The sequence below is a fragment of the Thalassolituus sp. LLYu03 genome (genome assembly GCF_050507655.1).
GTDB lineage: Bacteria > Pseudomonadota > Gammaproteobacteria > Pseudomonadales > Oceanobacteraceae > Venatoribacter.
Genome location: NZ_CP191496.1, coordinates 2,268,399 through 2,294,607, shown reverse-complemented (window position 1 = coordinate 2,294,607; position 26,209 = coordinate 2,268,399). Strand labels below are relative to the sequence as shown.

The window sequence follows — 26,209 nt, the reverse complement described above, 5'->3', positions numbered from 1 at the left end:
GGAATCGACCGACAGGAGATCCGTGTGACTGATGATATCGATGTAAAACGCGTTCGCTGGCACAGCCGTCGTGGCATGCTGGAGCTGGACGTACTGCTGCTGCCGTTTGCCGAGACGGTGTACCCGACTCTGGCCGCCGACGATCAGGCGCGCTACCGCCAGTTGCTGGAATGCGAAGACCCGGACATGTTTACCTGGTTCCTCGAGCATCAGATTCCGCAGGACGCTGATCTGGCCCGCATCGTGGCTCTGGTGCTGGAACATGCTCAGGTTGTCGCCAAAGCCGCCCGCTGAGCCGTTTGCTGTGTCTTCCGTCAGTGCCCGCCATGAGTGGGCGCTGCGTCCTTCCCGCCGTCAGCGCTGGCTGAATGCGCTGTTACTCTTCCTGCTGATGCTGTTTGTGACGCTGGTGTGGCCGCCTCTGGTGGCACTGGTGCTGGGCTTAACGGTATTGCCCGCAAGCCTGTACGGCTTGTTTTTCCGCCCACAGCGGGTGACCCGCATTGGCACCGACCATCGTGGCTGGTGGATTGAGCAGAACGGTCAGCGCCGCTATGTCGGCTTCAGCAGTGGCAGTCTGCGCCGCCGCGATCTGCTGGTGCTGAATTTCTCGTGGCGCCCGTGGGATTCCCTGCTGCTGCGCGCGGACTCCATGACCACAGACGATGACTTCCGTCGTCTGAAAGCCGCACTCTACGGCCAGTGGTAAGGCTGCTCCGTTAAGCCGGCAGGCTTTCTTCGCCGCGCAGGGTCAGCACTTCGTAGCCGGTTTCGGTGACGGCAATGGTGTGTTCCCACTGGGCTGACAGCTTTTTATCGCGGGTAATCACAGTCCAGCCATCTTTCATATGCTTCAGACGGTGGTCGCCCTGGTTGATCATGGGTTCGATGGTGAAGGTCATGCCCGGTACCAGAGTCATGCCCATGCCCGGTTTGCCGTAGTGCATCACCTGCGGGTCTTCGTGCATTTCACGGCCAATGCCGTGACCGCAGTATTCACGCACCACGCTGTAACCCGCCGCCTCGGCCACTTTCTGAATCGCATGGCCAACGTCGCCCAGGGTTGCGCCCGGTTTCACCACCTGGATACCGGCCCACATCGCCTGATAGGTGGTTTCCACCAGACGTTTCGCCACCGGGGTCACCTGACCGATGCAGTACATCTTGCTCGAGTCGGCGATAAAGCCGTTTTTTTCCAGCGTGATGTCGCAGTTGATGATGTCACCATTGCGCAGAATCTGGCTGGCTTTCGGCATGCCATGGCACACCACATGATTCACCGAGGTGTTTAGCACGTAAGGGAAGTCGTACTGGCCTTTGCTTGCCGGGCGGGCGTGCAGCTCTTTGACGATAAAGTCTTCGACCTGCTGGTTGATGTCCATGGTGCTGATGCCGGTCTGCATATAGCCGTCGAGCATGGCGAATACCTGCGCCAGCAGGCGCCCGGATTCGCGCATCAGTTCCATTTCGGCAGCGCTTTTGATGGTCACTTCCATATTACACAGCCTCCCGTGCCGGTTCGGCTTTGAGCATGGCCAGTGGCAGGTCTTTGCCTGACAGCAGCTTGCGCGTCAGTTGGGTATAGGTGAGGTCAGGGTAGAACTCGGCCAGCATGCCGATTTTGATCCAGAACTCGGCCTGAGCGTTGATGGAGCGCGCCATCACGCCGCTGGCCTCACGGATTTCTTCGTGCAGTTCTTCTGAAATTTTGACAATACCCATCGCTTTCACCGTATGCCTGAAAGCGATGGAGTATATACGAAACGTATATGCAGAATAGGTAAAGCGTAGCGAACGCAGCGTTCGCGTACGCTCACTCAAAGCTCGCCGAGTTCCTTCAGATACTTGGGCGTCAGCACGGTATCGAACGCGCGTGGCAGCGGCTGCGGGTAGTCACGGCTGAAGTGCAGGCCACGGCTCTCTTTGCGCAGCAGGGCCGAGCGGATGATGACATCGGCCACGTCCACCAGATTACGCAGCTCCAGCAGGTCGTTGGTCACGCAGAAGTTGCTGTAGAACTCCTGAATCTCCTGACGCAGCAGCTGCACCCGGTGTTTGGCGCGCACCAGACGCTTGGTGGTGCGCACGATGCCCACGTAGTCCCACATAAAGCGGCGCAGTTCGTCCCAGTTGTGGGCGATCACCACGTTTTCATCGAGGTCGGTCACCTGGCTTTCGTCCCACGCCGGTGCCACGGGAACGGGCGCCGAAAAATCGGTATTGGCGGCGATGTGGTCGGCGGCGGAGCGGGCAAACACCAGACATTCGAGCAGCGAGTTGCTGGCCAGGCGATTGGCGCCGTGCAGGCCGGTGCAGGCGGTTTCGCCGATGGCGTACAGGTGTTCGATGTCGGTCCGGCCAACGGTGTCGGTCACCACGCCACCGCAGGTGTAATGCGCGGCCGGCACCACAGGAATCGGCTGTTTGGTGATGTCGATGCCCAGTTCCAGACAACGCTCATAAATGGTCGGAAAGTGTTCGCGGATAAACGCCGCCGGTTTATGGCTGATATCCAGAAACAGACAGTCGGCACCCAGACGTTTCATTTCATGGTCGATGGCACGGGCCACGATGTCACGCGGGGCCAGTTCCTCACGTTCGTCAAAACGATGCATAAAGCGCGAACCATCAGGCAGCAGCAGGCGGCCGCCTTCGCCGCGCACGGCTTCGGTAATCAGGAAGGATTTCGCCTGCGGGTGGTACAGGCAGGTCGGGTGGAACTGGTTGAATTCCATGTTCGCCACGCGGCAGCCAGCGCGCCAGGCCATGGCGATGCCGTCACCGGAGGCACCGTCCGGGTTGCTGGTGTACAGATACACTTTGCTGGCGCCACCGGTGGCCAGCACCACGGCGCGGGCGGTGATGACGTCCACTTCGCCGGTTTCATTGTTCAGGAAATACGCGCCGAAACAGCCATGACCGCCAAGACCCAGCTTTTCGCGGGTGATCAGGTCGATGGCGATGTAGTTCTGCATCAGATGCAGGTTCGGCTTTTCTTTGGCGCGCTTGAGCAGAGTGTCGGAAATGGCAAAGCCCGTGGCATCGGCGGCGTGAATAATGCGCCGTGCGCTGTGGCCGCCTTCGCGGGTCAGGTGGAAATGATCCGGGGCGTCCTGAGTAAAGGGCACGCCGATGTCGATCAGCCACTGAATGGCGGCGGTGGAGTTTTCCACGGTAAAGCGCACAGACGGCTCATGGCACAGACCGGCGCCGGCGATCAGGGTATCCTGTACGTGGGCTTCGACGCTGTCTTCTTCATCCAGCACGGCGGCCACGCCGCCCTGTGCCCAGCGGGTGGAGCCGGCGTCCAGAGCGTCTTTGCTGATGATGGCGGCCTGCAGGTGATCGGGCAGTGATAAACCCAGCGTCAGGCCGGCAGCACCGCTGCCAATAATCAGAACGTCATAACAATAGGATTGGCTCATAGTCCGGAGTCGGTCACAATCTGCAGATTAACGGCACGACTGGCACGGTGAGTGCCATAGCGGCCAAACAAGCCGTGCATGATACACCTAAGACCGGCAGGGAATAACTCTGAGGTCGCGCGAATCACCCTTTCCGTGATCCGGCGCGGAACTATTCGGTAAACAAACTCTCTCACTTCCTGAATCTGAGTCGGGTTACGACCACAGGAGACAGGATCAATGAGTACAGCAACGGCGCTTGCGATGCAGCACACGACAGCGGATCAGGGCATGACAGATCAACAACACAACGACCGGCAGCTGGTTGCCCGGGTGCAGAAAGGCGACAAGCGCGCTTTCGACCTGCTGGTGATCAAGTATCAGCACCGCATTCTTTCGCTGGTGAGCCGGTTCATTCCTGACTTTGCCGAAGCGCAGGACGTGACTCAGGAATCCTTTATCAAGGCTTACCGCGCTCTGCCGGGTTTCCGCGGCGAGAGCCAGTTCTACACCTGGATGTACCGCATTGCGGTGAACACCGCCAAGAATTATCTGGTCAGCCGCGGCCGCAAAACGCCGACCCGCGACATCGATCTGGACGACGCCGAGTTTTTCGCCGGCGAAGCGAATATGAGAGACATCGAAACCCCGGACGGCCTGCTGCAGCGCGATCAGCTGCAGAAAGTGGTGTTCGAGGCCATCGAAGCCCTACCCGAAGAACTGCGCATGGCCGTGACCCTGCGTGAACTGGATGGTCTGAGCTACGAAGAAATTGCCGAAGTCATGGATTGCCCGATCGGCACCGTGCGTTCGCGCATCTTCCGTGCCCGCGAAGCCATCGACCGAAAAATGCAGCCCCTGCTGTCAGAAGACCACAACGCCATCGCCTGAGGACGCACTATGAACGACCGTACTAATGAATCCTTATCCGCGCTGGTGGATGGCGAGACTGACGAGCTGGAAGTCCGTCGCCTGCTCAACCAGCTGGAAACCGATGATGAACTGCGTGACCGCTGGGCACGCTACCAGATGATCGGTGCGCTGATGCGCAACGAAGCGGCGGTGAACGTCGATCTGTCGCGCGGCATCATGCAGGCCATTGAAGGTGAACCCATGGACGACGTCGTGCGTCCGAAAGCCGACATTGTTGCCCATGCCGCGCACAAGATGCGCTGGCTGGCCTCTGGTGCCGTGGCGGCGACTGTCACACTCGCCGTGCTGGTGGGTGTGCGTGTTATGCAGCCGGATGACGCCGCGCTGCCGCTGGCCGCGAATGCGCCGATGACGCCCGTGCTGGTCAGCCAGAACAACGCGGCTGTGCAGCTGGCATCGGCAGAAGCGCCGGTGGTGGATCAGGCTCAGCTCGAAGAAGCTCAGAAAAAACTGCAGGAATACGTGCTGCAGCACACTGAGCAGACCAATATGGGCGCCAGTCGCGGCATCATGCCGTACGCCCGCGTGGTGAATTTTGGCGTGAGTGAGGAGCAGCGCTGAGCATGAAATCCCGGCTGTTGCTGTCGCTGCTGTTGTCCGCTATGACGGCTCAGGCCGATGAAGGATCTGCCCGGGAATGGCTGGAACGCATGAATCGTGCGTTCCACCAGACCAGTTATCAGGGCGTTCTTATCTACGGTAATGACCATCAGTGGGAAACACTGGCTGTCTCCCACGCGGTGCTGAACGGCATCGAACACGAAAAAGTCCGTCATCTTACGGGTGTGCCGCGTGAAATCATCCGCCGCGGTGACGAAACCCTCTGCATTCATCCGGGCGAGCACAATGTGCGTCTGGGCAACAGTCTGCCGGTCCCTCTGCAGGGCTACAGCGTGAATGCCGATCTGGGTGAGCATTACGAATTCCATCTGGGTGATGCCAACCGCGTCGCCGGCCGGTATGCCCGGGTTCTGGATGTGATGCCGCGCGACGAAACCCGTTACGGGTATCGCCTGTGGCTCGATCAGGACAGCGCCTTACTGCTGCGTTCCGAGCTGGTGAGTGACAAACAACAGGTGTTGGAGCGCTTCCAGTTCGCCGATATTCAGATTGGTCTGGCGCTCGGAGAATCCGATTTCAACGCCGACGGCGAAGGCCACCCGCTGGTGGGGCATTTTGTCGAGGAAGAAGGTCCGGCACCGGACGCCAATCCTGAATGGCTGCCGCAATGGCTGCCATCCGGTTTCGTGCTGGCCTCGGCCGGGCGTGTCGACGCAGAAGGCGTGGATGCCGAATCGGCGCTGCCATCGCTGCGTCTGATGTACACCGACGGGCTGGCGGCCTTTACCCTGTTTGTCGATCCGGCCGCCGCCGAACCCGACGATCTGCCAGAAATGATGAGCCAGTGGGGCGCCACCGCCGCTGTGGTCCGCTACCGTCAGCAGAACGACGTCCGCTACCGCATCACCGCGGTCGGTGAACTGCCGCCCGAAACCATGACCCGCATTGCCTCGTCCGTGGCGTATCATAGCGCCCCTTGAAACCGAACCGGGTGAACCCATGTCTCAGGAAATAGTCCGCATCATCGAAGTCGCCGACGGCGGCGTCTGGGTTGAAGCTGTGCAGCGCAGTGCCTGCGGCAGCTGCAATGCCCGTTCCGGCTGCGGCCAGCACAGCTTAAGCAAACTCGGCCGGCCGATGCGTCTGTGGGTACCGGGTGGCGAAGGTCTGAAGGCAGGTCAGGATGTGGTGCTGGAAATGCCGTCCGGCAGTCTCGCGCTCAGTGCTCTGCTGTTGTACGGCCTGCCTCTGCTGGGGCTGATTGTGGGCGCAACACTGGGCCAGAAGGGCGGCGACCTGATGTCAGGACTCGGCGCTGTCGCCGGACTCAGTGCAGGATTTTTGTCAGCTAAAGTAATGTCGGGGCACTTCCGGTCCCGCTGGACGCCTAAGCTGTTACCGGGCTGCCAGCAGATTCCGGTAGTTTCCGCAGAGTGACGTTGAGGAATAAACAATCCATGAAACAGCTAATTCAAACCCTGGCGATCGCCACACTGACTCTGGTGTCTGTGGTGGCGCGGGCAGAACTGCCGGATTTCCGCGATCTGGTGAAAGAAGCGTCACCGGCCGTGGTGAACATCAGTACGATCCAGCACGTTGAAAATACCGGTTACCAGCAGCGCTACGGCCTGCCGCAGGACGTGCCGGAAATCTTCCGCCATTTCTTTGGTAACCCGCAGCAAATGCCGGAAGGCGAGCAGGAGCGTTCTTCACTGGGCTCGGGTTTTATCGTCTCCAAAGACGGTTACATCCTGACCAATAACCACGTGATCAAAGACGCTGACGAAATTGTGGTGCGTCTGAACGACCGCCGTGAACTCGATGCCAAGCTGATTGGCTCTGACGAAAGCACCGATCTGGCGTTGCTGAAGGTGGATGCGAAAGACCTGCCGACGGTCGGGCTGGGTGACTCCGATGCGCTCGAAGTGGGCGAGTGGGTAGTGGCCATCGGTTCTCCGTTCGGTTTCGACTACTCAGTGACGGCCGGCATTGTCAGTGCCAAGGGCCGCAGCCTGCCGAACGAAAACTACGTGCCGTTCATTCAGACCGACGTGGCCATCAACCCGGGCAACTCCGGCGGTCCGCTGTTCAATCTGGACGGCAAAGTGGTGGGTATTAACTCGCAGATCTACACCCGTTCCGGCGGCTTTATGGGCGTGTCCTTCGCGATCCCGATTAACGTGGCCATGGATGTAGTCGATCAGCTGAAAGACAAAGGCAAAGTCAGCCGTGGCTGGTTGGGTGTGGTGATTCAGGAAGTGAGCAAAGATCTGGCGGAATCCTTCGGTCTGGAAAAAGCCGCTGGTGCCCTGGTTGCCCAGGTCGTTCCGGGCAGTCCGGCAGAAGCGGCGGGTTTGAAGAATGGCGACATCATTACCCACTTCAACGGCAAATCCATTTACCTGTCGTCCGACCTGCCGCATCAGGTGGGCCGGGTGAAGCCGGGTGCTGACGCCAAACTGGACGTAGTACGCAACGGCAAGCGCAAGAAGATCAGCGTGACCATCGGCACTCTGCCGGACGCGGATGGCGCTGAGCTGGCCATGAACAGCAGCAATCCGAAAGAACACGTCAGCAAGCGTCTGGGAGTGGTGGTGTCGGAACTCAGCGATGCTCAGCGCAAAGACGTGGGTGACGGTGTGATTGTGCGTGATGTGAAGCGCGGTCCGGCGGCCATGTCGGGCATCATCAACGGAGACATCATCACCATGATCGCCGGCGAGCCGGTCCGTTCGGCTGCTGATTTCGACAAAATCGTCACCGATCTGCCTGCCAACCGCAGTGTGCCAATGCGCATTGTGCGTCGCGGAGCTGCCATGTTTATCCCGCTGCGCATCAGCGAGTAAGCCCTGAGGACACAAGCCCGGCGTTGCCGGGCTTTTTTGCTTGTGCGTTTTTTCGCCATGCCGCCGGAGCAGGGCGGCAGTCAAAATAGCCTTTGACCCGCCTTTCAAGTAAAATCCCCCGCCATTTCAATCAGTCATCAGGTTTTATTCTGTGAGCCAGCTGGACCACATCCGTAACTTTTCCATCATTGCCCACATCGACCACGGCAAATCCACCCTGTCCGACCGCTTCATTCAGATCTGCGGTGGCTTAAGCGACCGGGAAATGCAGGCGCAGGTGCTCGACTCGATGGATATTGAGCGTGAGCGTGGTATCACCATCAAAGCCCAGAGCGTGACGCTGAACTACACCGCCAAGAAAGACGGTAAAACGTATCAGCTCAACTTCATTGATACCCCGGGACACGTCGACTTCAGTTACGAAGTCAGCCGTTCGCTGGCCGCCTGTGAGGGCGCGCTGCTGGTGGTGGACGCGGCGCAGGGTGTAGAAGCCCAGTCGGTGGCCAACTGTTACACCGCCATCGAGCAGGGACTGGAAGTTCGTCCGGTTCTGAACAAGATGGATCTGCCGCAGGCCGACCCGGACAAGGTCGCGCAGGAAATTGAAGAGATCATCGGTCTGGACGCCACCGACGCCGTCCGTTGTTCCGCCAAAAGCGGCCTCAACGTAGAAGACGTACTGGAAGATCTGGTGTCGCACATTCCGCCGCCGGAAGGTGATCCGGAAGCGCCACTGCAGGCGCTGATCATCGACTCCTGGTTCGACTCTTATCTGGGCGTTGTGTCCCTGATCCGTGTGAAAAACGGCGTCATCCGCAAGGGCGACAAGATCCGTATGAAGTCCACCGGTCGCGATCATTTCGTTGATGGCATCGGTATCTTCACACCGAAAATGACCGCCAAAGATCAGCTGGGCACCGGTGAGGTAGGCTATCTGGTGGCCAGCATCAAAGAGATTCATGGTGCACCGGTGGGCGATACCATCGTCAGCACCAAATTCCCGGATACTTCGGCGCTGCCGGGTTTCCAGAAAGTGAAACCACAGGTGTACGCCGGTCTGTTCCCGGTGTCGTCCGACGATTTCGAAGCCTTCCGTGATGCACTGGAAAAGCTGTCGCTGAACGACGCCTCTCTGTTCTACGAACCAGAAAGCTCTGACGCCCTGGGCTTCGGCTTCCGCTGCGGCTTCCTCGGCATGCTGCATATGGAGATCATTCAGGAACGTCTGGAGCGTGAATACGATCTGGATCTGATCACCACAGCGCCGACCGTAATTTACGAAGTGCTGAACCGCAAAGGCGAAGTGGTGATGGTGGATAACCCATCCAAACTGCCGGATGCGGGTTCCATTGAAGAAATGCGTGAGCCGATCGCCGAATGTAACATTCTGGTGCCGCAGGATTATCTGGGTAACGTGATTTCCCTGTGCATCGAAAAACGTGGCGTGCAGGTCGACATGCAATACACCGGCTCTCAGGTGTCTCTGCGTTATGAAATTCCGATGGCCGAAGTGGTGATGGATTTCTTCGACCGTCTGAAATCCGCCAGCCGTGGTTTTGCCTCGCTGGATTACAGTTTCAAGCGTTTCCAGGCAGCGCCTCTGGTGCGTCTGGACGTGATGGTGAACGGTGAGCGCGTGGATGCGCTGGCGGTGATTATGCACCGTGACAACGTTCGCAGACGCGGCGCCTCGCTGACAGAGAAAATGAAAGAACTGATTCCGCGTCAGATGTTCGACGTGGCCATTCAGGCTGCGATCGGCAATCAGGTGGTGGCCCGCACCACCGTCAAAGCCCTGCGTAAAAACGTAACCGCCAAGTGTTATGGCGGTGACGTGTCACGTAAGAAAAAACTGCTGCAGAAGCAGAAAGAGGGTAAAAAGCGGATGAAACAAATCGGCAGTGTGGAAATTCCACAGTCTGCCTTCCTTGCCGTACTGAAAGTGGATGACTGATATGCGTTACCAGAAGGGGATGTCTTTTTCGTCGGTTGCAGCTCTGGTTGCACTGGCTGCTGTATTGCTGAAAGCGGCATTCACTCTGGTGCCCATGTACTGGGACAACAAAATGGTGTCCACCATTCTCGACACCATGGTCGAGAACGGTGAGATCAAAGACGATACCAAGCCAGGCCAGCTGAAAAAGCTGATTGAACACAGATTGAGCAGCAATAATCTCAACATCAGCGTGGCCGAGCTGAAAATCACCGAAGAAAAACGTGGCCTGACCATAGACTGGCCTTACGAAGTCCGTGGCACCTGGATCGGTGAAATCGATCTGGTTGTCCGCTTCCATCAGCACAAAGAATTTTAACCAGTGAACAACCCCCTGCTGAAACTCTCCCAACGAATCGGTTACACCTTTAACGACGAAGCGCTGGTGATGCTGGCGCTGACCCACCGCAGTAAAGGCGGCACCAACAACGAACGTCTGGAATTTCTGGGCGACTCCATCCTGAACTTTATCATCGCCGACGATCTGTACCGCCGCTTTGGCCAGGCTAAAGAAGGCAAGCTCAGTCGTCTGCGCGCGCGCATGGTGAAGGGCCAGACGCTGGCCGTGATTGCCCGTGAATTCGAACTCGGCGATTTTCTGCTGTTGGGGTCCGGTGAACTGAAAAGCGGTGGTCACCGCCGTGAATCCATTCTGGCCGATACAGTCGAAGCCCTGATCGGCGCCATGTATCTCGATGCCGGTATGGACGTGGTCCGCGAGCGTGTATTGAGCTGGTTTGATTCCCGTCTGGCCGCGCTGACCCTGGAAGATCCGATCAAAGACCCGAAAACCCGTCTGCAGGAACACCAGCAGGCCAATAAGTCCCGTCTGCCGCACTACGAAGTGCTGAACGTTGAAGGCCCGACCAACGAGCAGGTGTTTACCGTGGAATGCCGCATTCCGGAACACGCAGAGCCTGTGGTGGCGCAAGGGCCTAGCCGTCGTGCCGCCGAGCAGAGTGCTGCGGCGCTGCTGCTGGCTATACTCGGTCTGGATGATGTTGCTGGAGAAGAAGAATGACCCAACGCACCGGTTACGTGGCCATTGTCGGCCGTCCGAACGTCGGTAAATCGACCCTGCTGAACCGTATTCTCGGGCAGAAGCTCTCCATTACGTCGCGCAAACCGCAGACCACCCGCCATCAGATTCTCGGCATCAAGACCGAAGAGGATGTGCAGATCATTTATGTGGATACCCCGGGTATTCATAAGCTGCAGGAAAAAGCGATCAACCGCTACATGAACAAAGCGGCCACGACGGCGGTAAAAGACGTCGATCTGATCATGCTGATGGTCGATCGTATGCGCTGGACCGACGAAGACGAAATGGCCTTGCAGGCGGTGAAATCCCAGCGTGCGCCTGTGATTCTGGTGGTGAATAAAGTCGACTTTATCCGCGAGAAAGACGAACTGCTGCCGTGGCTGGAAGAAATCAGCAAGAAACACAATTTCGACCAGATCGTGCCCGTCAGTGCCAAGACCGGTCACAACGTCGACCGTCTGGAAAGCCTGATCGAAAGTTACATTCCGGAAAGCCAGCATTTCTTCCCGGAAGATCAGATTACCGACCGTACCTCGCGTTTTCTGGCTGCCGAACTGGTGCGTGAAAAAATCATGCGCCAGCTGGGTGATGAGCTGCCGTACGAAATGACGGTCGAAATCGAAGAGTTCGTACACACCGGTACCTTAATTGAAATCAGCGCCCTGATTCTGGTTGAGCGTCCGTCGCAGAAAGCCATCGTGATTGGTGACGGTGGTTACCGCATCAAACAGATTGGTCAGGAAGCGCGCAAAGACATGGAAGTCATGTTCGATTGCAAAGTGATGCTGAAACTCTGGGTGAAGGTGAAAGCCGGCTGGTCCGACGACGAGCGCGCGCTGCGCAGTCTGGGTTACGACGACCGTCTGGGCTGAGCCATGGCCGCGCTGTTGGTGTTGCAGCGTCAGCCGCTGCGCGAGCAGGAATGGCTGCTGGATATTCTCACCGACACCGCCGGCCGTCTGAGTGTGGTGGCCTCCGGGCGTATTGAACCTCAGCTGCTGCATGTGTATTCCGGTTTCTGGGCCAGTGCCGACGACTGGCCGCGCCTGCGGGCGCTGGAGCTGACCGGTGCGCTGCAGCCCGAAGGCCAGAATCTTTACTGCGCTCTCTACCTCACCGAATTACTTACCCGCCTTGTGCCCAAAGGCGAGCCGCTGCCGGCACTGTTTGCTGCCTTCTGCGATACCCTCAGAGGCCTGCAGGGCGCAGGTCTGCCCGATCCCTGGTTACGTCTGTTTGAGATGCGTCTGCTGAGTGCACTGGGGTACGGCTTTTCCTGGCAAAGTGACTGCGCCGGACAACCCATCGACGAAGACGTTCTGTATCTGTTTAAAGCCCGCGAGGGCTTTGTCCGCGAATCCGGGCGCGTATCAGCGGCCGGTCAGGGTCGGTTATTGCGCGGCCAGGATATCCGCCGTTTTGCGCAGGGACAGGCCGATGTGTCAGGCTTCGCCTGCGCCAAGCGGGTGCTGCGCATTGCCATTGACGACTTGCTGGACAAACCTCTGGTCAGTCGCGAATTATTTCAGGCCTTGCCTGAGCAACATTGAGTCCGGCTGCGCGGCAGCCCGCTACCAACAATCTGGGAGTCAGATGTGAAGAATCCACAACGCGTTTTACTGGGTGTGAACATTGACCACGTGGCGACCCTGCGTCAGGCCCGCGGTACCATTTATCCGGATCCGGTGCAGGCAGCGTTTCTGGCTGAAGAAGCCGGTGCTGACGGCATTACCGTGCACCCGCGTGAAGACCGTCGTCATATTCAGACCCGCGATGTGTACGTGCTGGCACAGACACTGTCGACCCGCATGAACCTGGAAATGGCCGTTACCGAAGCCATGCTGCAGCTGGCGGAAGAGGTGAAGCCGGCGGCTTCTTGTCTGGTGCCAGAAAAGCGCGAAGAACTGACCACCGAAGGTGGTCTGGATGTGCGTGGTCAGGAAGCCCACATCCGCGCTGCGGTTGAGCGTCTGAAAGCCATTGGCAGCGAAGTCTCGCTGTTTATTGATCCGGATTTTGCCCAGATCGACGCCACCGTGCGCACCGGTGCCCCGGTGATCGAACTGCACACCGGTCGCTACGCCGACGCCACCACCGAAGCGGAACAACAGGCAGAGCTGGTGCGTATTCAGAAAGCGGCCGCGTATGCCCATGAGCAGGGTCTGATCGTGAACGCCGGTCACGGCCTGCACTACCACAACGTGGAAGCAATCGCGGCCATCCCGTGTATGAACGAACTGAACATCGGCCACGCCATTGTCGCCCGTGCGATCTTTGTCGGCTTCAAGCAGGCCGTGCGCGAAATGCGCGATCTGCTGGCCGGTGCAACCCGTCGTCCATGACACAGTCTATCCGGCCTGACCTCATGGCTGGCCTGCCGCTCAATGCGGTGGTCGGTATCGGCACCGATCTGCTTGACAGCCAGCGCATCGCGGCGACCCTTGAGCGCCATGGTGAGCGTTTTGTGCAGCGTATTCTGACTGTCGCCGAGCGGGCGCTGTATGCGCAGCGCGCTGACGGTCTGAATTTTCTGGCCAAGCAGTACGCGGCCAAAGAAGCGCTGGCGAAAGCACTGGGTACGGGCATTGCCAAAGGCGTGGGGTTTCAGCAGCTGGAGATTCTGCGTGATGCACAGGGGGCACCTGTGGTGTCCCTGAGCGGTGCGGCGCAAGAGCGCTTATGGGCGCTCGGCGGGCAAAAAGCCTTCGTCAGTCTGTCCGACGAAGGCCATCTTATTCAGGCTTTTTCCGTTCTGGTGTGAGCCTTTTCCTGCAGAGCGCCGGTCAGCAGTTGCTGCCAGTCGTTCACCGACGCCCAGTGCTGCAACTGGGCGGCGTCTTCCGTCAGCTGGCGCATCAGGCGAGGGTATTCGCGGCTGGCGCCGGATTTCAGCGCCGTTTCAAACTGATCGAGTGTATTGCGCAGGCAAGGCACGCCGCAGTAGCGGGTGGCGCCATGAATGCGGTGCACGGTTTCCAGCAGGCGATCCAGATCTTCCTCTTCCCAGGCATCGATGACGGCCTGCATGTCCTTGTGCAGCGACTCCAGCAACATGTTGAACATGTCGGTCGCCAGATCCAGTTTGCCGCTGGCGTGGCGCAGGGCTGAGCTGGCATCAAACACCCATTCGCAGGACGTGGGCTGTGACTCGGACGGTGGTGGCGTACGCACACCGGCCTGAGGGCGGAAGCCGGTCCAGCGCTCAATACAGGCAGCCAGCTGCTCTTCGCTGATGGGCTTGGTCTGGTAATCGTTCATGCCCGCTTTCAGCAGGGCTTCTTTTTCATCGGCCATGGCGTGGGCGGTGAGGGCAATCACCGGCAGTGTCTCGGCACCGGGCAGAGCGCGGATGGCCTGGGTGGCTTCCAGACCGTTCATGCCGGGCATCTGAATGTCCATCAGCACCATATCCGGCGTCTGCTGGCTGAACACGTCGATGGCTTCACGTCCGGAGTGGGCGGCAATCACCTCTACGTTCAGTTCCTGCAGCAGCGTCACCACCAGTTTCAGGTTGGCGTCGTTGTCGTCGACGGCCAGCACCAGCGGCGTGCGTACGCTGCCACCGTGTTGCGGGGCTGACAGGGCGGCGAAGGCTTCGTCGTTTTCACCGGTCAACAGCAGACGCAGGGTCTGATGCAGTTTGCGGTGGCTGAAAGGCTGACTCAGGCTCTCGCTGGCGCCTTGCTGTTTCAGGGTTTCCAGATGCTCGTGTCTGGCCGAATCGGTCAGGGCTATCAGTGGGATGCCGTGCTGATTAATGCGTTGAATAAACGCCTGATTAGCCGGGTCGCTGATCTGCTGGCGGTTAACAGAGACAATCACGCAGTCCGGGCGCAAACCGCTGTTGAGGTGATCCAGCAGCTGGTTGCGGGTCTCGAAATCCTGATGATCAACCTGCCAGTTGCTGAGCAGGGCGCTGATGTTCATGCGGTTCAGCAGCACAGGGTCGAGCAGAAGCACGCGGTAGCCGGACAGAGGTGCGAGCCCTGTCATCGCTTCGTCCACATCCACCTGAATGTGGAAGGTAAAGGTCGAGCCGCGGCCTTCGTGGCTGGTGGCGCGGATCTCACCGTGCATGGCTTCGACCAGTGCGCGCGAGATGATCAGGCCCAGACCTGTACCGCCGAATTTCCGGGAGGTGCTGGCGTCGGCCTGAGTGAAGGCGTTGAAGATGCGGTTGATTTGTTCTTCGTTCATGCCAAGGCCGCTGTCCTGCACATCGAATTTGATGCTGGCGCGCTGGTTCTCGGCACTTATCAGAGATACGCGCAGGGTGACGCTGCCGCGCTCGGTGAACTTGATGGCGTTGTTGATCAGGTTGGTGAGCACCTGCTTCAGGCGCAGCGGGTCGCCTTTCAGCTGCAGCGGTACTTCCGAATAAATGATGTGCGACAGCTCCAGCCCTTTGTCGTAAGCGGCCGGTGCCAGCATGGTCAGCACATCGTCGATCACGTCGCGCAGGTTGAACGGCGCGTGTTCGATGATGAGTTTACCGGCGTCGATCTTGGACAGGTCGAGAATGGCGTCGATGATCTTCAGCAGGTCCGTCGACGAACGGCGGATGGTGCCCAGATAGTCAGTCTGACGTTCGTCCACGCGCGTACGGGCGAGCAGGTCGCTGAATCCTATGATGCCGTTCAGCGGCGTGCGGATTTCATGGCTGACGTTGGCCAGAAACTCCGACTTCATGCGGCTGGCTTCCAGCGCCTGCTTACGGCCGATGGCCAGTTCGCGATTACGCACCTCGAGTTCGTCGAGGGTTTCCTGCAGGTCGCGGTGGCTCTGTTCAATGTTCTGCTGTTGCTCGCTGCTGGCGCGCTGCAGGGCGCTGGCCATTGCATTGATGCCCGAGGCCAGTTGCTGGAATTCACCGCCGCCACTGAAGTGCACACGGCTGTCGAGTTTGCCGTCTTCCAGATCACCGATGGCGCTGAGGATGTCGTTCAGCGGATCGGAAATCTGGCGGCTGACGCGCAGGGCAATCAGGGTGCAGATCAGCAGGGTCAGCAGAATAATCGCCGACGACGTGGCGATGTGCTGATAACGGGCAAGCTGGGTATTGGCGGTCGACAGTTCCAGCTCGGCCCAGCCGAGCAGTTTGATCTGGCGGTTTTCTTCGGCGTAAAACTGATCCGACAGTTGGTCGGTGATGGTCAGGTTCTGCTGGAACACCGGCGCGCGCACCCGCACCGAGCTGTCGGTACGCAGCAGCTGCAGCTGGTTGTCCATCAGCTCGGCTGAACCGATGCGCTGGGTCAGCATCTTAGGGCCGGCGTGGGCCAGAATCTCAACGTCCTGGTTGTAGATGCTGACGGCGCGCACATCGCGCTCTTCCAGCATGCCGTTGGCGATGTTCTGCAGAATGCCGCTGTTGCCGGTCATGACGCCGTATTCGCAGGTCGGCGCCAGCTGCTTGGCCATGGCCAGCGCGCGCTGATCGAGCAGATCATCCAGATTGCGCGAATGCTGCGTCATAAAGAAGCTGCCGAGAATCAGCGAAATAATGATGCCGGGCAGCAGGGCAAGCAGCAGAATGCGGCTCTGGATCGTCCAGTTTTTCATGCGAATAGGGTCAGGCCAGTGTAAAGCGGTAGAGTAATGTCCGGGCCTTCAGCATGCAATTATCAGAGCAGGCCGGGTGAGGGGGCCTTTGCATAACGAAATCGCCAATAGATATTACCTGTAAGCCGTTCATGAACGTAAAATGGCGCCCTTTTAGTTATAAGACACTGATAAGAGAGAACAACAGTGACTGATATCCGTTACCCGACCATCGCCGACTGCGTTGGCAATACACCGCTGGTCCGGCTGCAGCGTCTGCTGCCTGAGGGAAGTTCGAATACCGTCCTGCTGAAGCTCGAAGGCAATAATCCGGCGGGTTCGGTTAAAGACCGCCCGGCCATTTCCATGATTCAGCGCGCCGAGGCCCGTGGCGACATTCAGCCCGGCGACACCCTGATCGAAGCCACCAGTGGCAATACCGGCATCGCGCTGGCCATGGCGGCGGCGATCATGGGCTACCGCATGATTCTGATCATGCCCGACAACGCCACCATGGAACGCCGCTGGGCGATGGAAGCCTACGGTGCGCAACTGATTCTGGTCAGCAACGGCATGGAAGGCGCCCGCGATCTGGCGCTGGCCATGGAAGCCCGTGGCGAGGGCAAGGTGCTGAACCAGTTCGGCAATGGCGACAACCCGGAGGCCCACTATCACAGCACGGGTCCGGAAATTTGGCAGCAGACCAGTGGCCGCATTACCCATTTTGTCAGCTCCATGGGCACCACGGGCACCATCATGGGCACGTCGCGCTACCTGAAAGAGCAGAATGCCAACGTGCAGATCATCGGTCTGCAACCATCAGAAGGGGCGGCCATTCCCGGCATCCGCCGCTGGCCGGAAGCCTATCTGCCAACCATTTTCGAGCGTGACCGGGTCGACCAGATTCTCGACATCAGCCAGCAGGAAGCGGAACATTGCATGCGCGAACTGGCGCGTCGTGAAGGCATCTTCTGTGGCGTGTCCTCCGGCGGTGCGGTCGCGGCTGCGTTGCGGATTGCACAAACGGTGGAGCACGCCACCATAGTTGCCATCGTCTGCGACCGCGGTGACCGTTATCTGTCGTCGGGCGTGTTTGCTCCGGGCTGATAGGTGCGGATGTTCAGTCTGGCTTGTTGTTCAGTCGGGCCGGACTTGAAAATCCTGAGGCTGCCCTCATATTGTGCGCGGATAAGAAAGCCCTGCCTGAGACAGGGCTCAGTGAAAGTGACCCAGGGTCACGCCGTTGAGGAATTCCGGTGAAACCAGCTAAGGCGAAACCCGCCAATCAGCAGCCGCAGCGCCTGACGCTGACCGTCGACAACCTGACGTCCGACGGTGAAGGCGTTGCCCGCCGCAACCGGGAAGTGTATTTCGTGCCCGGTGCGCTGCCGGGTGAAGAGGTCGACGTAGTGCTGGATGGGCGCCGTCGCAAGGTCTGGCTGACCCGCCTGCTGTCTGTTGTTAAAGCCTCCCCCGAACGGGTTGAACCTGCCTGCCCGCACTACAAACGCTGTGGTGGCTGTGATCTGCAGCACCTGAGCTACGACGCTCAGGTAGCGTTCAAGCAGGATCGAGTTGCCCGCGAACTGGCCCGTCAGGGCGCCGAAGTCGCTGAGTGGGATGCACCCATTACCGCAGAGCCCTGGGCCTACCGCCGTAAAGCACGCGTAGGCGTGCGCTTCAGCAAAGAACAGGACGGCAATTTCGTCGGCTTCCGTGAAGCCGCCTCCAGTCATCTGACCAACATCGACACCTGCGCCGTATTGCCCGACCACCCGGCCCTCAACTGGGCGATGTGGCGTGACGTCATTGGTAACCTGCAGGGACGAGCCCTGATTACCCAGATTGAAGCGCTGGTGGCTGACAACGCGCTGGCCCTGATCTTCCGGGTGCTCAAGCCGCTGCAGGCCCCGGATCTGCAGGCGCTGATCGATGCGCTGCCGGCTGCCGAGGCCGAGCTGCCGGTGCAGCTGTGGCTGAAAGAAGACAAAGACCAGCCGCCGCGCCGTGTCTGGCCGCAGGAAGCGGAACCTTTGCATCACCTTGTGGACGGCCTGCCATTAACCATTCAGCCGGACGACTTTGTGCAGGTGAATGGTGCAGTGAACCGCGCCATGGTCGAGCAGGCCATGCGCTGGCTCAACCCAAAGGCTGATGAAGTGCTGTGGGACTTGTTTGCCGGCCACGGTAACTTCAGTATGCCGCTGGCAAAACGCTGCGCGCAGGTGTACGCCGTCGAAGGCGATGCGGCCATGGTGGAAAGTCTCAGTCTTCAGGCTGAGAAACTGGCCCTTCCTTTGCAGGCGAAAGTCGCCGACCTGAGCGGTGCCGGTGGTCTGAAAGACCTGCCGGATCCGCACGCGGTATTGCTTGACCCGCCGCGCGCCGGTGCCGATGGGGTCATAAACGAACTGATTTCACGCCGGGTACCGCGCGTGCTCTATGTGTCCTGTGATGCGGCCACGCTGGCCCGCGATCTGGGCATTCTGAGCGCCGCCGGCTACCGGGTGGTTAAAGCCGGGATCATGGATATGTTCCCGCAGACACACCATGTGGAAACCATGGTGTACCTAGAGAAAAAGGCAAAAGGTCATGGTTAAGGTCAGAGAAGACCATCCGCTGCTGCACGACGGTTCACTGGACGTTACGTCCTGGCTCGACAGCATTCAGCAGCATTACGACGTTAAAGATGCAGAACAGCTGAACAAGGCGCTGACACTGGCCAAACAGCTGTCGGACGAAGCCATCGCCAACCGCACCTACTGGTCCATCGACAGTGTGCAGATGGGTATTGAAATGGCGCAGATTCTGTTGGATCTGCGCCTCGACACCGCGTCGCTGGTGGCGGCCATTCTGTACCGGGCGGTGCGGGAAGGGCGTCTGGCACTGCAGAAGGTCGAGCGCGATTTCGGCACCGAAGTGGCCAAGCTGATCGAAGGCGTGCTGCGCATGGCGGCCATCAGCGCCATTCAGAAAACCTCCGACGAAGTGGTGTTGGGTCAGCGTCAGGCACAGGTTGAGAACCTGCGCAAAATGCTGGTCGCCATGATCGACGACGTGCGCGTCGCCCTGATCAAACTGGCGGAGCGGACATCCGCCATCCGTGCGGTGAAAGACGGCCCGGAAGATAAACGCCGTCGGGTCGCCGAAGAAGTCTTCAATATTTACGCACCGCTGGCGCACCGCCTCGGTATCGGTCATCTGAAGTGGGAGCTTGAGGATCTGGCCTTCCGCTATCTGCAGCCGGACGCCTACAAGACCATCGCCCGCCTGCTGGATGAAAAGCGTCTGGCGCGGCAGGACTACATCAAAGACGTGGTCGAGCACCTGCGCAACGAGCTGCTGGGTGCGGGCATTAAATGCGACGTTTACGGCCGCGCCAAACACATCTACAGCATCTGGCGGAAGATGAGCCGTAAGAATCTGGATTTCTCCCAGATCTACGACATCCGCGCGGTGCGGATTCTGGTGCCGGAACTGCGCGACTGCTACGCCGCCCTCGGTATCGTGCACGGCCAGTGGCGCCACATTCCGAACGAATTCGACGATTACATCGCCAACCCGAAAGAGAACGGCTACCGCTCACTGCATACGGCGGTGATCGGCCCTGAAGGCAAGGTGCTGGAAGTGCAGATCCGTACCCACAGCATGCACGAAGACGCTGAGCTCGGCGTATGTGCCCACTGGCTGTACAAGGGCACCGATACCAACGCCAAAGATCAGGGCTACGAGCAGAAGATTGCCTGGCTGCGTCAGGTGCTGGAATGGCACGAAGAGCTCGACAACCTGCCGGAGCTGGCCGGTGAACTGCGCGCCGACATCAACCCCGACCGCATTTACGTGTTCACGCCCGAGGGTCACGTAGTTGACCTGCCGCCAAAAGCCACTCCGGTGGACTTCGCTTACCGCGTGCACACCGAAGTCGGCAACAAATGCCGTGGCGCCAAGGTGAATGGCCGTATCGTGCCGCTGACCTACCTGCTGAAAAACGGCGAGCAGGTGGAAATTCTGACCAGTGCCAACGCCCATCCGAGCCGCGACTGGCTGTACCCGGAAGCGGGTTACATCCACACCACGCGGGCGCGGGCGAAAGTGGCGCACTGGTTCAAGCTGCAGGCGCGCGATCAGAACATCGAAGAAGGCCGCCAGCTGGTATTCCGCGAACTGGATCGTCTGGATCTGGTCAACGAACCGCTGCATGACGTCGCCAAAGACATGAACATGAAAGCGGTGGAAGACATGTACGCCGCCGTGGGCGCCGGTGATCTGCGCGTCGGCCAGATCGTCAATGCGGTTCTGAAACGGGCCGATGCCGGTGTGCTGCAACCGGAACTGCCGATTGCGCGCAAACCGGAACACGCCGGCCGTCCGGCCAACACCGACGGTATTTATATCGAAGGGGTCGGTAATCTGCTCACCACGCTGGCGCAGTGCTGTCAGCCGGTGCCGGGCGACGATATCCGCGGCTACGTCACCATTGGCCGTGGCGTTACCGTGCACCGCAGCGACTGTGACAACCTGCTGCATCTGGAAGCCATCGAACCACAGCGCGTGCTGCAGGTGAGCTGGGGTCAGGAAAAGCACAGCACTTACCCGGTGGACATGGTCATTCAGGCCTTCGACCGTACCGGTCTGCTGCGTGACGTGAGTTCGGTGCTGGCCAACGAACGCGTGAACGTGATTGCGGTGAACACCCAGTCGCATCAGGGTGACCATACGGCGGTGATGCAACTGACGGTCGAAGTCGAAAGTCTGGAACGCTTTGCCCGCCTGATGGGCAAACTGGAGCAGTTGCCGAACGTGATCTCGGCCCGTCGCGTACGCAGCGGAGCCAAGGTCTGATGCACAGCCTCGACGATCTGCTGTACCTGATGCGCCGGCTGCGGGATCCGCAGACCGGCTGCCCATGGGATCTGAAACAGGATTTCGCCACGATTCTGCCGCATACGCTGGAAGAGGCGTATGAAGTGGCCGACGCCATTGAGCGTCAGGACTGGCCGCACGTGGAAGAAGAACTGGGCGATCTGCTGTTTCAGGTGATTTTCTACGGCCAGATTGCCGATGAACGGCAGCTGTTCAATGTCGGTTCTATCATTCACCGTCTGGTGGAAAAACTGATCCGCCGCCATCCGCACGTTTTTCCACAAGGCACGCTGCACAGCGAACGTGACCCGTCGATTACCCCGCAGGAAGCGGAAATTAACGCCAACTGGGATGCCATCAAACAGCAGGAAAAAGCGTTGAAACCGGCGCGCCCGAAACGCCTGCTGGATGACGTTCCGCCAACCATGCCGGCCATGACCCGCGCGGTGAAGCTGCAGAAAAAAGCCGGCAAGGTCGGTTTCGACTGGGAAAATATCTGTGGTGTTGTGGATAAAATCCGCGAAGAACTGGCGGAGGTAGAAGCCGAACTGGACGAAGCCAACCCAGAGCGTCTGGAAGCCGAAGTCGGTGATCTGTTATTTGCAGTCACAAATCTGGCCCGCCATCTGAAGGTCGACCCGGAAGCCGCCCTGCGTGGCACCAATGCGCGTTTTACATCGCGCTTTGCGGTGGTCGAAGAACAGGTGCTGGCGGCCGGCGGTTGGGAACAGGCCAGCATTGAGTCGATGGAACGTGCCTGGGCAGAGGCCAAGCGCCGGGAAAAGGGCGGCTGAAATCACGGCTTCCAATCGAAACAGGTGCCCCAGAATGAAAGCCCGCGTAACCCGCGGGCTTTTTTGTTGCAGGCAGAGTCTGAACGACGGTCTTTAAACCCGGTCGGTTAAATACCGGCTTTTAATGGCGGTCTTTTGACAGCTTGTTCAGATGTTTGCGGGTTAACTGCAGAAACTGCGGCGTAGGTCCCACATCTTCGTACACAGGATCACCTTCCTCATCCCGTGCGACCACGCTGTCGCCTTCCACATAGGGGAAGCCACTGGTCAGATCGTTCAGCGCAGCGCTGACCAGATCGCGGATGATGCGTTCTTTGGTCGCCCCCGGAAACATTTCGGACAGGGCTTCGAGGCGGGCGGCGTCTTTGACATTCAGGCACACCTCGTAGCGGGTGGCGCTCAAAGGTTTACCAAATTCTTTTTCCCATTGGTTCAGCAGGTCGGCGGCTTTCATTGTTCAGGTCCTTTTCACTCAATCATTTGCTCAGCCTAGTCCGCCTTTTTGCCGTCTGTCCCCCGGAAAAACAAAGTGTTACTTAATACCTGATAAATGATGCAAAGCCTGGCCGCTGCGGCTAAGGTGAAGGCAGTTGCTGAGGTCAGAAAGGATGGACTGTTATGGGGAAGCAGGAAACGTCAGAACTTGATCCGCTGCTGCGCGACAAGGTGCGCATGCTGGGCAAGCTGCTCGGAAATACCATCGAAAATCAGTACGGCGAGTCCATGCTGAAACGGATTGAAGATATCCGTAAACAAGCGAAAAAAGCCCGCTCGGGTGAAGTATCTGAACGTGACCGTTTACTGGCCATGCTGAAAACCATGCCCGATGATGCGCTGGTGCCAGTGGCACGCGGGTTTAACCAGTTCCTGAATCTGGCCAATATTGCCGAACAGCAGCATGGCGTCAGCTGGCGGCGCAGCGATTTTCTGCAGGACGATGTTGAGGAAATGTTCAGCACGCTGCTCGACCGTCTGCAGGCGTCCGGCATTACCGGCGTTGATCTGTCGCATAAAGTGGCCGATGTGAATATTGAGCTGGTGCTCACCGCTCACCCAACCGAAATTACCCGCCGTACCCTGATTCAGAAATACGACCTGATTGCCCGTTTATTGCAGCAGCGTGACGACCTGCACGACGGCCATCCGGGCATTGCCGCCATTGAACGACAGCTGGCTTCGGTGGTAGAAGAAATCTGGTACACAGACGAAATCCGTCAGGTGCGGCCGACAGCGGTCGACGAAGCCAAATGGGGCTTCGCCGTTATCGAAAATTCCTTGTGGCAGGCGGTGCCCGATTTATTGCGCAACCTCGATCAGGAACTGCGCAGCCGCGGGGCAGGCGCGTTGCCACTGACCGCCGCACCGGTGCGTTTTTCTTCCTGGATGGGCGGCGACCGCGACGGGAACCCCAATGTCACTTCAACCGTTACTCGCGAAGTTCTGTATCTGGCGCGCTGGATGGCGGCCGACCTTTATTTGCGCGATATCGAAGAGCTGGGTATGCAGTTGTCGATGAGCCCGGCGTCGGCAGAACTGCGTCGACTGGTCGGCGCGGAAACGCTCGAACCCTACCGGGCAGTGATGCATCAGCTGCGCGTCAAACTCGAACGCACCCGTGTCTGGGCTGCGGCTCAGGCCAAAGGCCAGGAGTCCGATGCCGAGCCTTTATTGAATGAAGATGAATTACTGCAGCCATTAATGCTGTGTTACCAGAGCCTGGTGGAAGAGGGGCTGGATACCGTGGCCAATGGCCACCTGCTTGATACGTTGCGTCGGGTTGCCTGTTTTGGTCTGACACTGGTGCGGCTGGACGTTCGTCAGGAATCGACCCGCCATGCCGATGTGTTGGCCGAGATCTGCGACTACTACGGCTGGGGGGATTATCGCGCCTGGCCGGAACAACAGAAGCAGGATTTCCTGCTGACCGAGCTGCAGTCGCGCAGGCCGTTAATTCCGGCGCGCTGGCAACCGTCGGCCGAGACCACTGAAGTGCTCGACACCATGAAAGTGCTCGCCACCCGGGCGGGTGACGGTGTGTCGTGCTACATCATTTCCATGGCCAGTGAGCCCTCCGATATTCTGGCGGTGGCCTTGCTGCTGCAGGCCTGTGGTGTTCGCGATCACATGCCGGTGGTGCCATTATTTGAAACCCTCGATGACCTTGAACAAGCATCACCGCGCATGAAAAAACTCTGGTCCGTGGGCTGGTACCGCCATTATTGCCAGGGCCATCAGCAGGTCATGATCGGGTATTCCGATTCATCGAAAGACGCCGGTCAGCTGGCGGCTGTCTGGGCGCAATACCGGGCACAGGAAGTGCTCTCGAAAGTGGCGAATGAGCAGGGCATTAAGCTGCGCTTATTCCACGGCCGCGGTGGCAGCGTCGGCCGTGGTGGTGGTCCTGCGCACCGCGCCATTCTGGCTCAGCCGCCGGGTTCCGTTGCCAATGGATTGCGTGTGACAGAACAGGGCGAAATGATCCGCTTTAAATTCGGTTTACCGGATGTGGCCGTGCGCAACCTGAAGGTGTATGTGTCGGCTGTGCTCGAGGCGAATTTATTACCGCCGGATCTGCCGCAGCAGGAATGGCGTGACATGATGGAAAATCTGGCGCACAGCGGTGTGCGGTCGTACCGGGCCATGGTGCGTGAAACGACCGATTTCGTGCGGTATTTCCGGGCGGCAACACCTGAACAGGAACTGGGTAAACTGGCGCTGGGCAGTCGTCCGGCACGACGGAAAAGCGGTGGCGGCATTGAAACGCTGCGTGCTATTCCGTGGATTTTCGCCTGGACACAAATGCGCCTGATGTTACCGGCGTGGCTCGGTTCTGATGAAGCCATTGGCGAAGCCGTGGCGGCGGGTCAGCTGGATGAACTGAAAACCATGTACGCGCGCTGGCCATTTTTCCGCACGTATATTGATATGCTGGAAATGGTGTTATCCAAAGCCGATCTGGCAATTGCACAGTATTATGAGAGCCGTCTGGTCGAGGCCGATCTGCAACCGCTGGGCAGTCAGTTACGCATGCGTCTGGAACGGATCCGCGAACTGGTGCTGCAGGTAAAAGAGCAGACCACTCTGCTGGAAAACAACCGGGCCTTGCTGCACTCGATGAGCGTGCGCAATCCGTACACCGACCCGCTGCATTACCTGCAGGCCGAGCTGCTTTACCGTGAGCGGCAGGATCAGGACGTGGTCAGTAACGAGATTGAACGCGCCCTTAAGGTGTCGATGGCGGGTATTGCCGCGGGCATGCGCAATACCGGCTGATCCCAGCCGCCCCAGCGGCGGCGCGGGTTTGTCTTAAAGGTATACGAAAGTCTGGCGGGCGGTGGCCCGCTTTTTCGTCACAATGACTTGAGCAATATCGGCGCTCAGAGTAAGGTTAGGCCTATTTTTTCCGTAATTGGTTGAATTTTGTACAATTTGACCGGTCGGGGACAGTTTCTGTTAACCACGAGGAGTATGCGCATGCGCGTAATTCTGTTGGGCGCGCCAGGTGCCGGTAAAGGTACTCAGGCGCAGTTCATCTGCGACAAATTTGCTATCCCGCAAATCTCTACTGGCGACATGCTGCGCGCTGCCGTAAAAGCCGGCACCGAACTGGGTCTTAAGGTAAAAGAAATCATGGAAACCGGTGGTCTGGTTTCTGATGAAATTATCATTGGCCTGGTAAAAGAACGTATCCAGCAGTCTGACTGCGTAAACGGATTCCTGTTCGACGGTTTCCCACGCACCATTCCGCAAGCAGAAGCTATGCTGGAAGCGGGCGTTGATATCGACCACGTGGTTGAAATCGACGTAGCCGATGAAGAAATTGTTAAGCGTCTGAGCGGTCGCCGTGTGCACCCGGGTTCAGGTCGCGTATACCACGTCGTTTACAACCCGCCAAAAGCGGAAGGTAAAGACGATGAAACCGGTGATGATCTGGTTCAGCGTGACGACGATAAAGAAGAAACCGTACGTAAGCGTCTGGCTATTTATCACGATCAGACTGCTCCGCTGGTCAGCTTTTACAAAAAGCTGGAAGCCGCTAAAGGCGAAAAGGCACCTCAGTACAGCCACATTCCGGGCGTTGGCTCCCTGAATGAAATCACCGATCGCGTGATGCAGGCTCTGCAGAAGTAAGCGTCTGCCGTCAAAAAAGGGTCCTTCGGGGCCCTTTTTTTATGCCCGCGCGCCGGAAATGACCATCCGCCATGGTCAGCCGTTGCAGATGTCGCCTTCTT

General features: G+C 58.8%; 25 protein-coding genes. 20 read left to right on the top strand and 5 right to left on the bottom strand.

Annotation, left to right across the window (positions count from 1 at the left end):
- Positions 1-24 precede the first annotated feature (24 nt).
- Positions 25-294, top strand: coding sequence for a succinate dehydrogenase assembly factor 2 (locus ACQUQU_RS10425; protein WP_430459619.1), 270 nt, complete (start codon positions 25-27; stop codon positions 292-294).
- Positions 263-709 carry a protein YgfX gene (locus tag ACQUQU_RS10420; protein WP_430459618.1) on the top strand — a complete coding sequence of 149 codons (447 nt, stop codon included), beginning with the start codon at positions 263-265 and terminating at the stop codon, positions 707-709. The genes ACQUQU_RS10425 and ACQUQU_RS10420 overlap by 32 nt, the downstream gene beginning before the upstream one ends.
- Positions 710-719: 10 nt before the next feature.
- Here ACQUQU_RS10420 and map read toward each other — a convergent pair whose 3' ends face one another.
- From map to nadB, 3 genes are all read right to left on the bottom strand, one after another.
- Positions 720-1,496 carry a type I methionyl aminopeptidase gene (gene map / locus ACQUQU_RS10415; RefSeq protein WP_430459617.1) on the bottom strand — a complete coding sequence of 259 codons (777 nt, stop codon included), beginning with the start codon at positions 1,494-1,496 and terminating at the stop codon, positions 720-722.
- Between the two features lies 1 nt (position 1,497).
- Positions 1,498-1,722, bottom strand: a complete 225-nt coding sequence (locus tag ACQUQU_RS10410; protein WP_430459616.1) for a ParD-like family protein — start codon at positions 1,720-1,722, stop codon at positions 1,498-1,500.
- 95 nt (positions 1,723-1,817) lie between these two features.
- The gene (nadB, locus tag ACQUQU_RS10405; RefSeq protein WP_430459615.1) at positions 1,818-3,425 is read right to left on the bottom strand and encodes an L-aspartate oxidase; all 1,608 of its coding nucleotides are present in this window, start codon (positions 3,423-3,425) and stop codon (positions 1,818-1,820) included.
- A gap of 270 nt (positions 3,426-3,695) precedes the next feature.
- Between nadB and rpoE the strand changes: the two genes are divergently transcribed.
- The 12 genes from rpoE to acpS all read left to right on the top strand — a co-directional run bounded on the left by rpoE (position 3,696) and on the right by acpS (position 13,540).
- Positions 3,696-4,295: an RNA polymerase sigma factor RpoE gene (gene rpoE / locus ACQUQU_RS10400; protein ID WP_430463037.1), complete on the top strand. Its 600-nt coding sequence runs from the start codon at positions 3,696-3,698 to the stop codon at positions 4,293-4,295.
- Positions 4,296-4,304: 9 nt separating this feature from the next.
- A complete protein-coding gene (locus ACQUQU_RS10395) occupies positions 4,305-4,898 on the top strand; it encodes a sigma-E factor negative regulatory protein (protein ID WP_430459614.1) in 594 nt (197 codons plus the stop codon).
- Positions 4,899-4,900: 2 nt separating this feature from the next.
- The gene (locus ACQUQU_RS10390) at positions 4,901-5,878 is read left to right on the top strand and encodes a MucB/RseB C-terminal domain-containing protein (protein ID WP_430459613.1); all 978 of its coding nucleotides are present in this window, start codon (positions 4,901-4,903) and stop codon (positions 5,876-5,878) included.
- A gap of 19 nt (positions 5,879-5,897) precedes the next feature.
- On the top strand, positions 5,898-6,335 hold the full coding sequence (locus ACQUQU_RS10385) for a SoxR reducing system RseC family protein (RefSeq protein WP_430459612.1): 438 nt from the start codon (positions 5,898-5,900) through the stop codon (positions 6,333-6,335).
- 20 nt (positions 6,336-6,355) lie between these two features.
- On the top strand, positions 6,356-7,744 hold the full coding sequence (locus ACQUQU_RS10380; RefSeq protein ID WP_430459611.1) for a DegQ family serine endoprotease: 1,389 nt from the start codon (positions 6,356-6,358) through the stop codon (positions 7,742-7,744).
- 151 nt (positions 7,745-7,895) lie between these two features.
- The gene (lepA, locus tag ACQUQU_RS10375; RefSeq protein WP_430459610.1) at positions 7,896-9,698 is read left to right on the top strand and encodes a translation elongation factor 4; all 1,803 of its coding nucleotides are present in this window, start codon (positions 7,896-7,898) and stop codon (positions 9,696-9,698) included.
- A gap of 1 nt (position 9,699) precedes the next feature.
- The gene (locus ACQUQU_RS10370) at positions 9,700-10,056 is read left to right on the top strand and encodes a DUF4845 domain-containing protein (RefSeq protein WP_430459609.1); all 357 of its coding nucleotides are present in this window, start codon (positions 9,700-9,702) and stop codon (positions 10,054-10,056) included.
- 3 nt (positions 10,057-10,059) lie between these two features.
- Positions 10,060-10,758, top strand: coding sequence for a ribonuclease III (gene rnc / locus ACQUQU_RS10365; RefSeq protein WP_430459608.1), 699 nt, complete (start codon positions 10,060-10,062; stop codon positions 10,756-10,758).
- Entirely contained in the window at positions 10,755-11,651 is an 897-nt protein-coding gene (era, locus tag ACQUQU_RS10360) for a GTPase Era (RefSeq protein WP_430459607.1), read from the top strand. Before rnc ends, era begins: the two co-directional genes overlap by 4 nt.
- 3 nt (positions 11,652-11,654) lie before the next feature.
- Positions 11,655-12,329 (top strand): DNA repair protein RecO, encoded by a 675-nt coding sequence (gene recO / locus ACQUQU_RS10355; RefSeq protein WP_430459606.1) that lies wholly within the window; start codon positions 11,655-11,657, stop codon positions 12,327-12,329.
- A 45-nt stretch (positions 12,330-12,374) separates the two neighbouring features.
- Positions 12,375-13,121: a pyridoxine 5'-phosphate synthase gene (gene pdxJ, locus ACQUQU_RS10350; RefSeq protein ID WP_430459605.1), complete on the top strand. Its 747-nt coding sequence runs from the start codon at positions 12,375-12,377 to the stop codon at positions 13,119-13,121.
- A 23-nt stretch (positions 13,122-13,144) separates the two neighbouring features.
- On the top strand, positions 13,145-13,540 hold the full coding sequence (gene acpS, locus ACQUQU_RS10345; RefSeq protein ID WP_430459604.1) for a holo-ACP synthase: 396 nt from the start codon (positions 13,145-13,147) through the stop codon (positions 13,538-13,540).
- Here acpS and ACQUQU_RS10340 read toward each other — a convergent pair.
- A complete protein-coding gene (locus ACQUQU_RS10340; protein WP_430459603.1) occupies positions 13,516-16,341 on the bottom strand; it encodes a response regulator in 2,826 nt (941 codons plus the stop codon). The genes acpS and ACQUQU_RS10340 overlap by 25 nt on opposite strands.
- Positions 16,342-16,536: 195 nt before the next feature.
- Here ACQUQU_RS10340 and cysM point away from each other — a divergent pair, with 195 nt between their 5' ends.
- The 4 genes from cysM (at position 16,537) to mazG (ending at position 21,977) form a co-directional block, all read left to right on the top strand.
- On the top strand, positions 16,537-17,427 hold the full coding sequence (cysM, locus tag ACQUQU_RS10335; protein ID WP_430463036.1) for a cysteine synthase CysM: 891 nt from the start codon (positions 16,537-16,539) through the stop codon (positions 17,425-17,427).
- 149 nt (positions 17,428-17,576) lie between these two features.
- Positions 17,577-18,920, top strand: coding sequence for a TRAM domain-containing protein (locus tag ACQUQU_RS10330; protein WP_430459602.1), 1,344 nt, complete (start codon positions 17,577-17,579; stop codon positions 18,918-18,920).
- Positions 18,913-21,162 (top strand): GTP diphosphokinase, encoded by a 2,250-nt coding sequence (relA, locus tag ACQUQU_RS10325; RefSeq protein WP_430459601.1) that lies wholly within the window; start codon positions 18,913-18,915, stop codon positions 21,160-21,162. Before ACQUQU_RS10330 ends, relA begins: the two co-directional genes overlap by 8 nt.
- Entirely contained in the window at positions 21,162-21,977 is an 816-nt protein-coding gene (gene mazG, locus ACQUQU_RS10320) for a nucleoside triphosphate pyrophosphohydrolase (protein ID WP_430459600.1), read from the top strand. Before relA ends, mazG begins: the two co-directional genes overlap by 1 nt.
- Before the next feature lie 121 nt (positions 21,978-22,098).
- Here the strand turns inward: mazG and ACQUQU_RS10315 are convergent, their stop codons facing one another.
- Positions 22,099-22,431 (bottom strand): type 1 pili tip component, encoded by a 333-nt coding sequence (locus tag ACQUQU_RS10315; RefSeq protein ID WP_430459599.1) that lies wholly within the window; start codon positions 22,429-22,431, stop codon positions 22,099-22,101.
- A 164-nt stretch (positions 22,432-22,595) separates the two neighbouring features.
- Between ACQUQU_RS10315 and ppc the strand changes: the two genes are divergently transcribed.
- Both ppc and adk read left to right on the top strand, forming a co-directional pair.
- Positions 22,596-25,250, top strand: coding sequence for a phosphoenolpyruvate carboxylase (gene ppc / locus ACQUQU_RS10310; protein ID WP_430459598.1), 2,655 nt, complete (start codon positions 22,596-22,598; stop codon positions 25,248-25,250).
- 201 nt (positions 25,251-25,451) lie between these two features.
- On the top strand, positions 25,452-26,108 hold the full coding sequence (gene adk / locus ACQUQU_RS10305; RefSeq protein ID WP_430459597.1) for an adenylate kinase: 657 nt from the start codon (positions 25,452-25,454) through the stop codon (positions 26,106-26,108).
- The last annotated feature ends 101 nt before the right edge of the window (positions 26,109-26,209 follow it).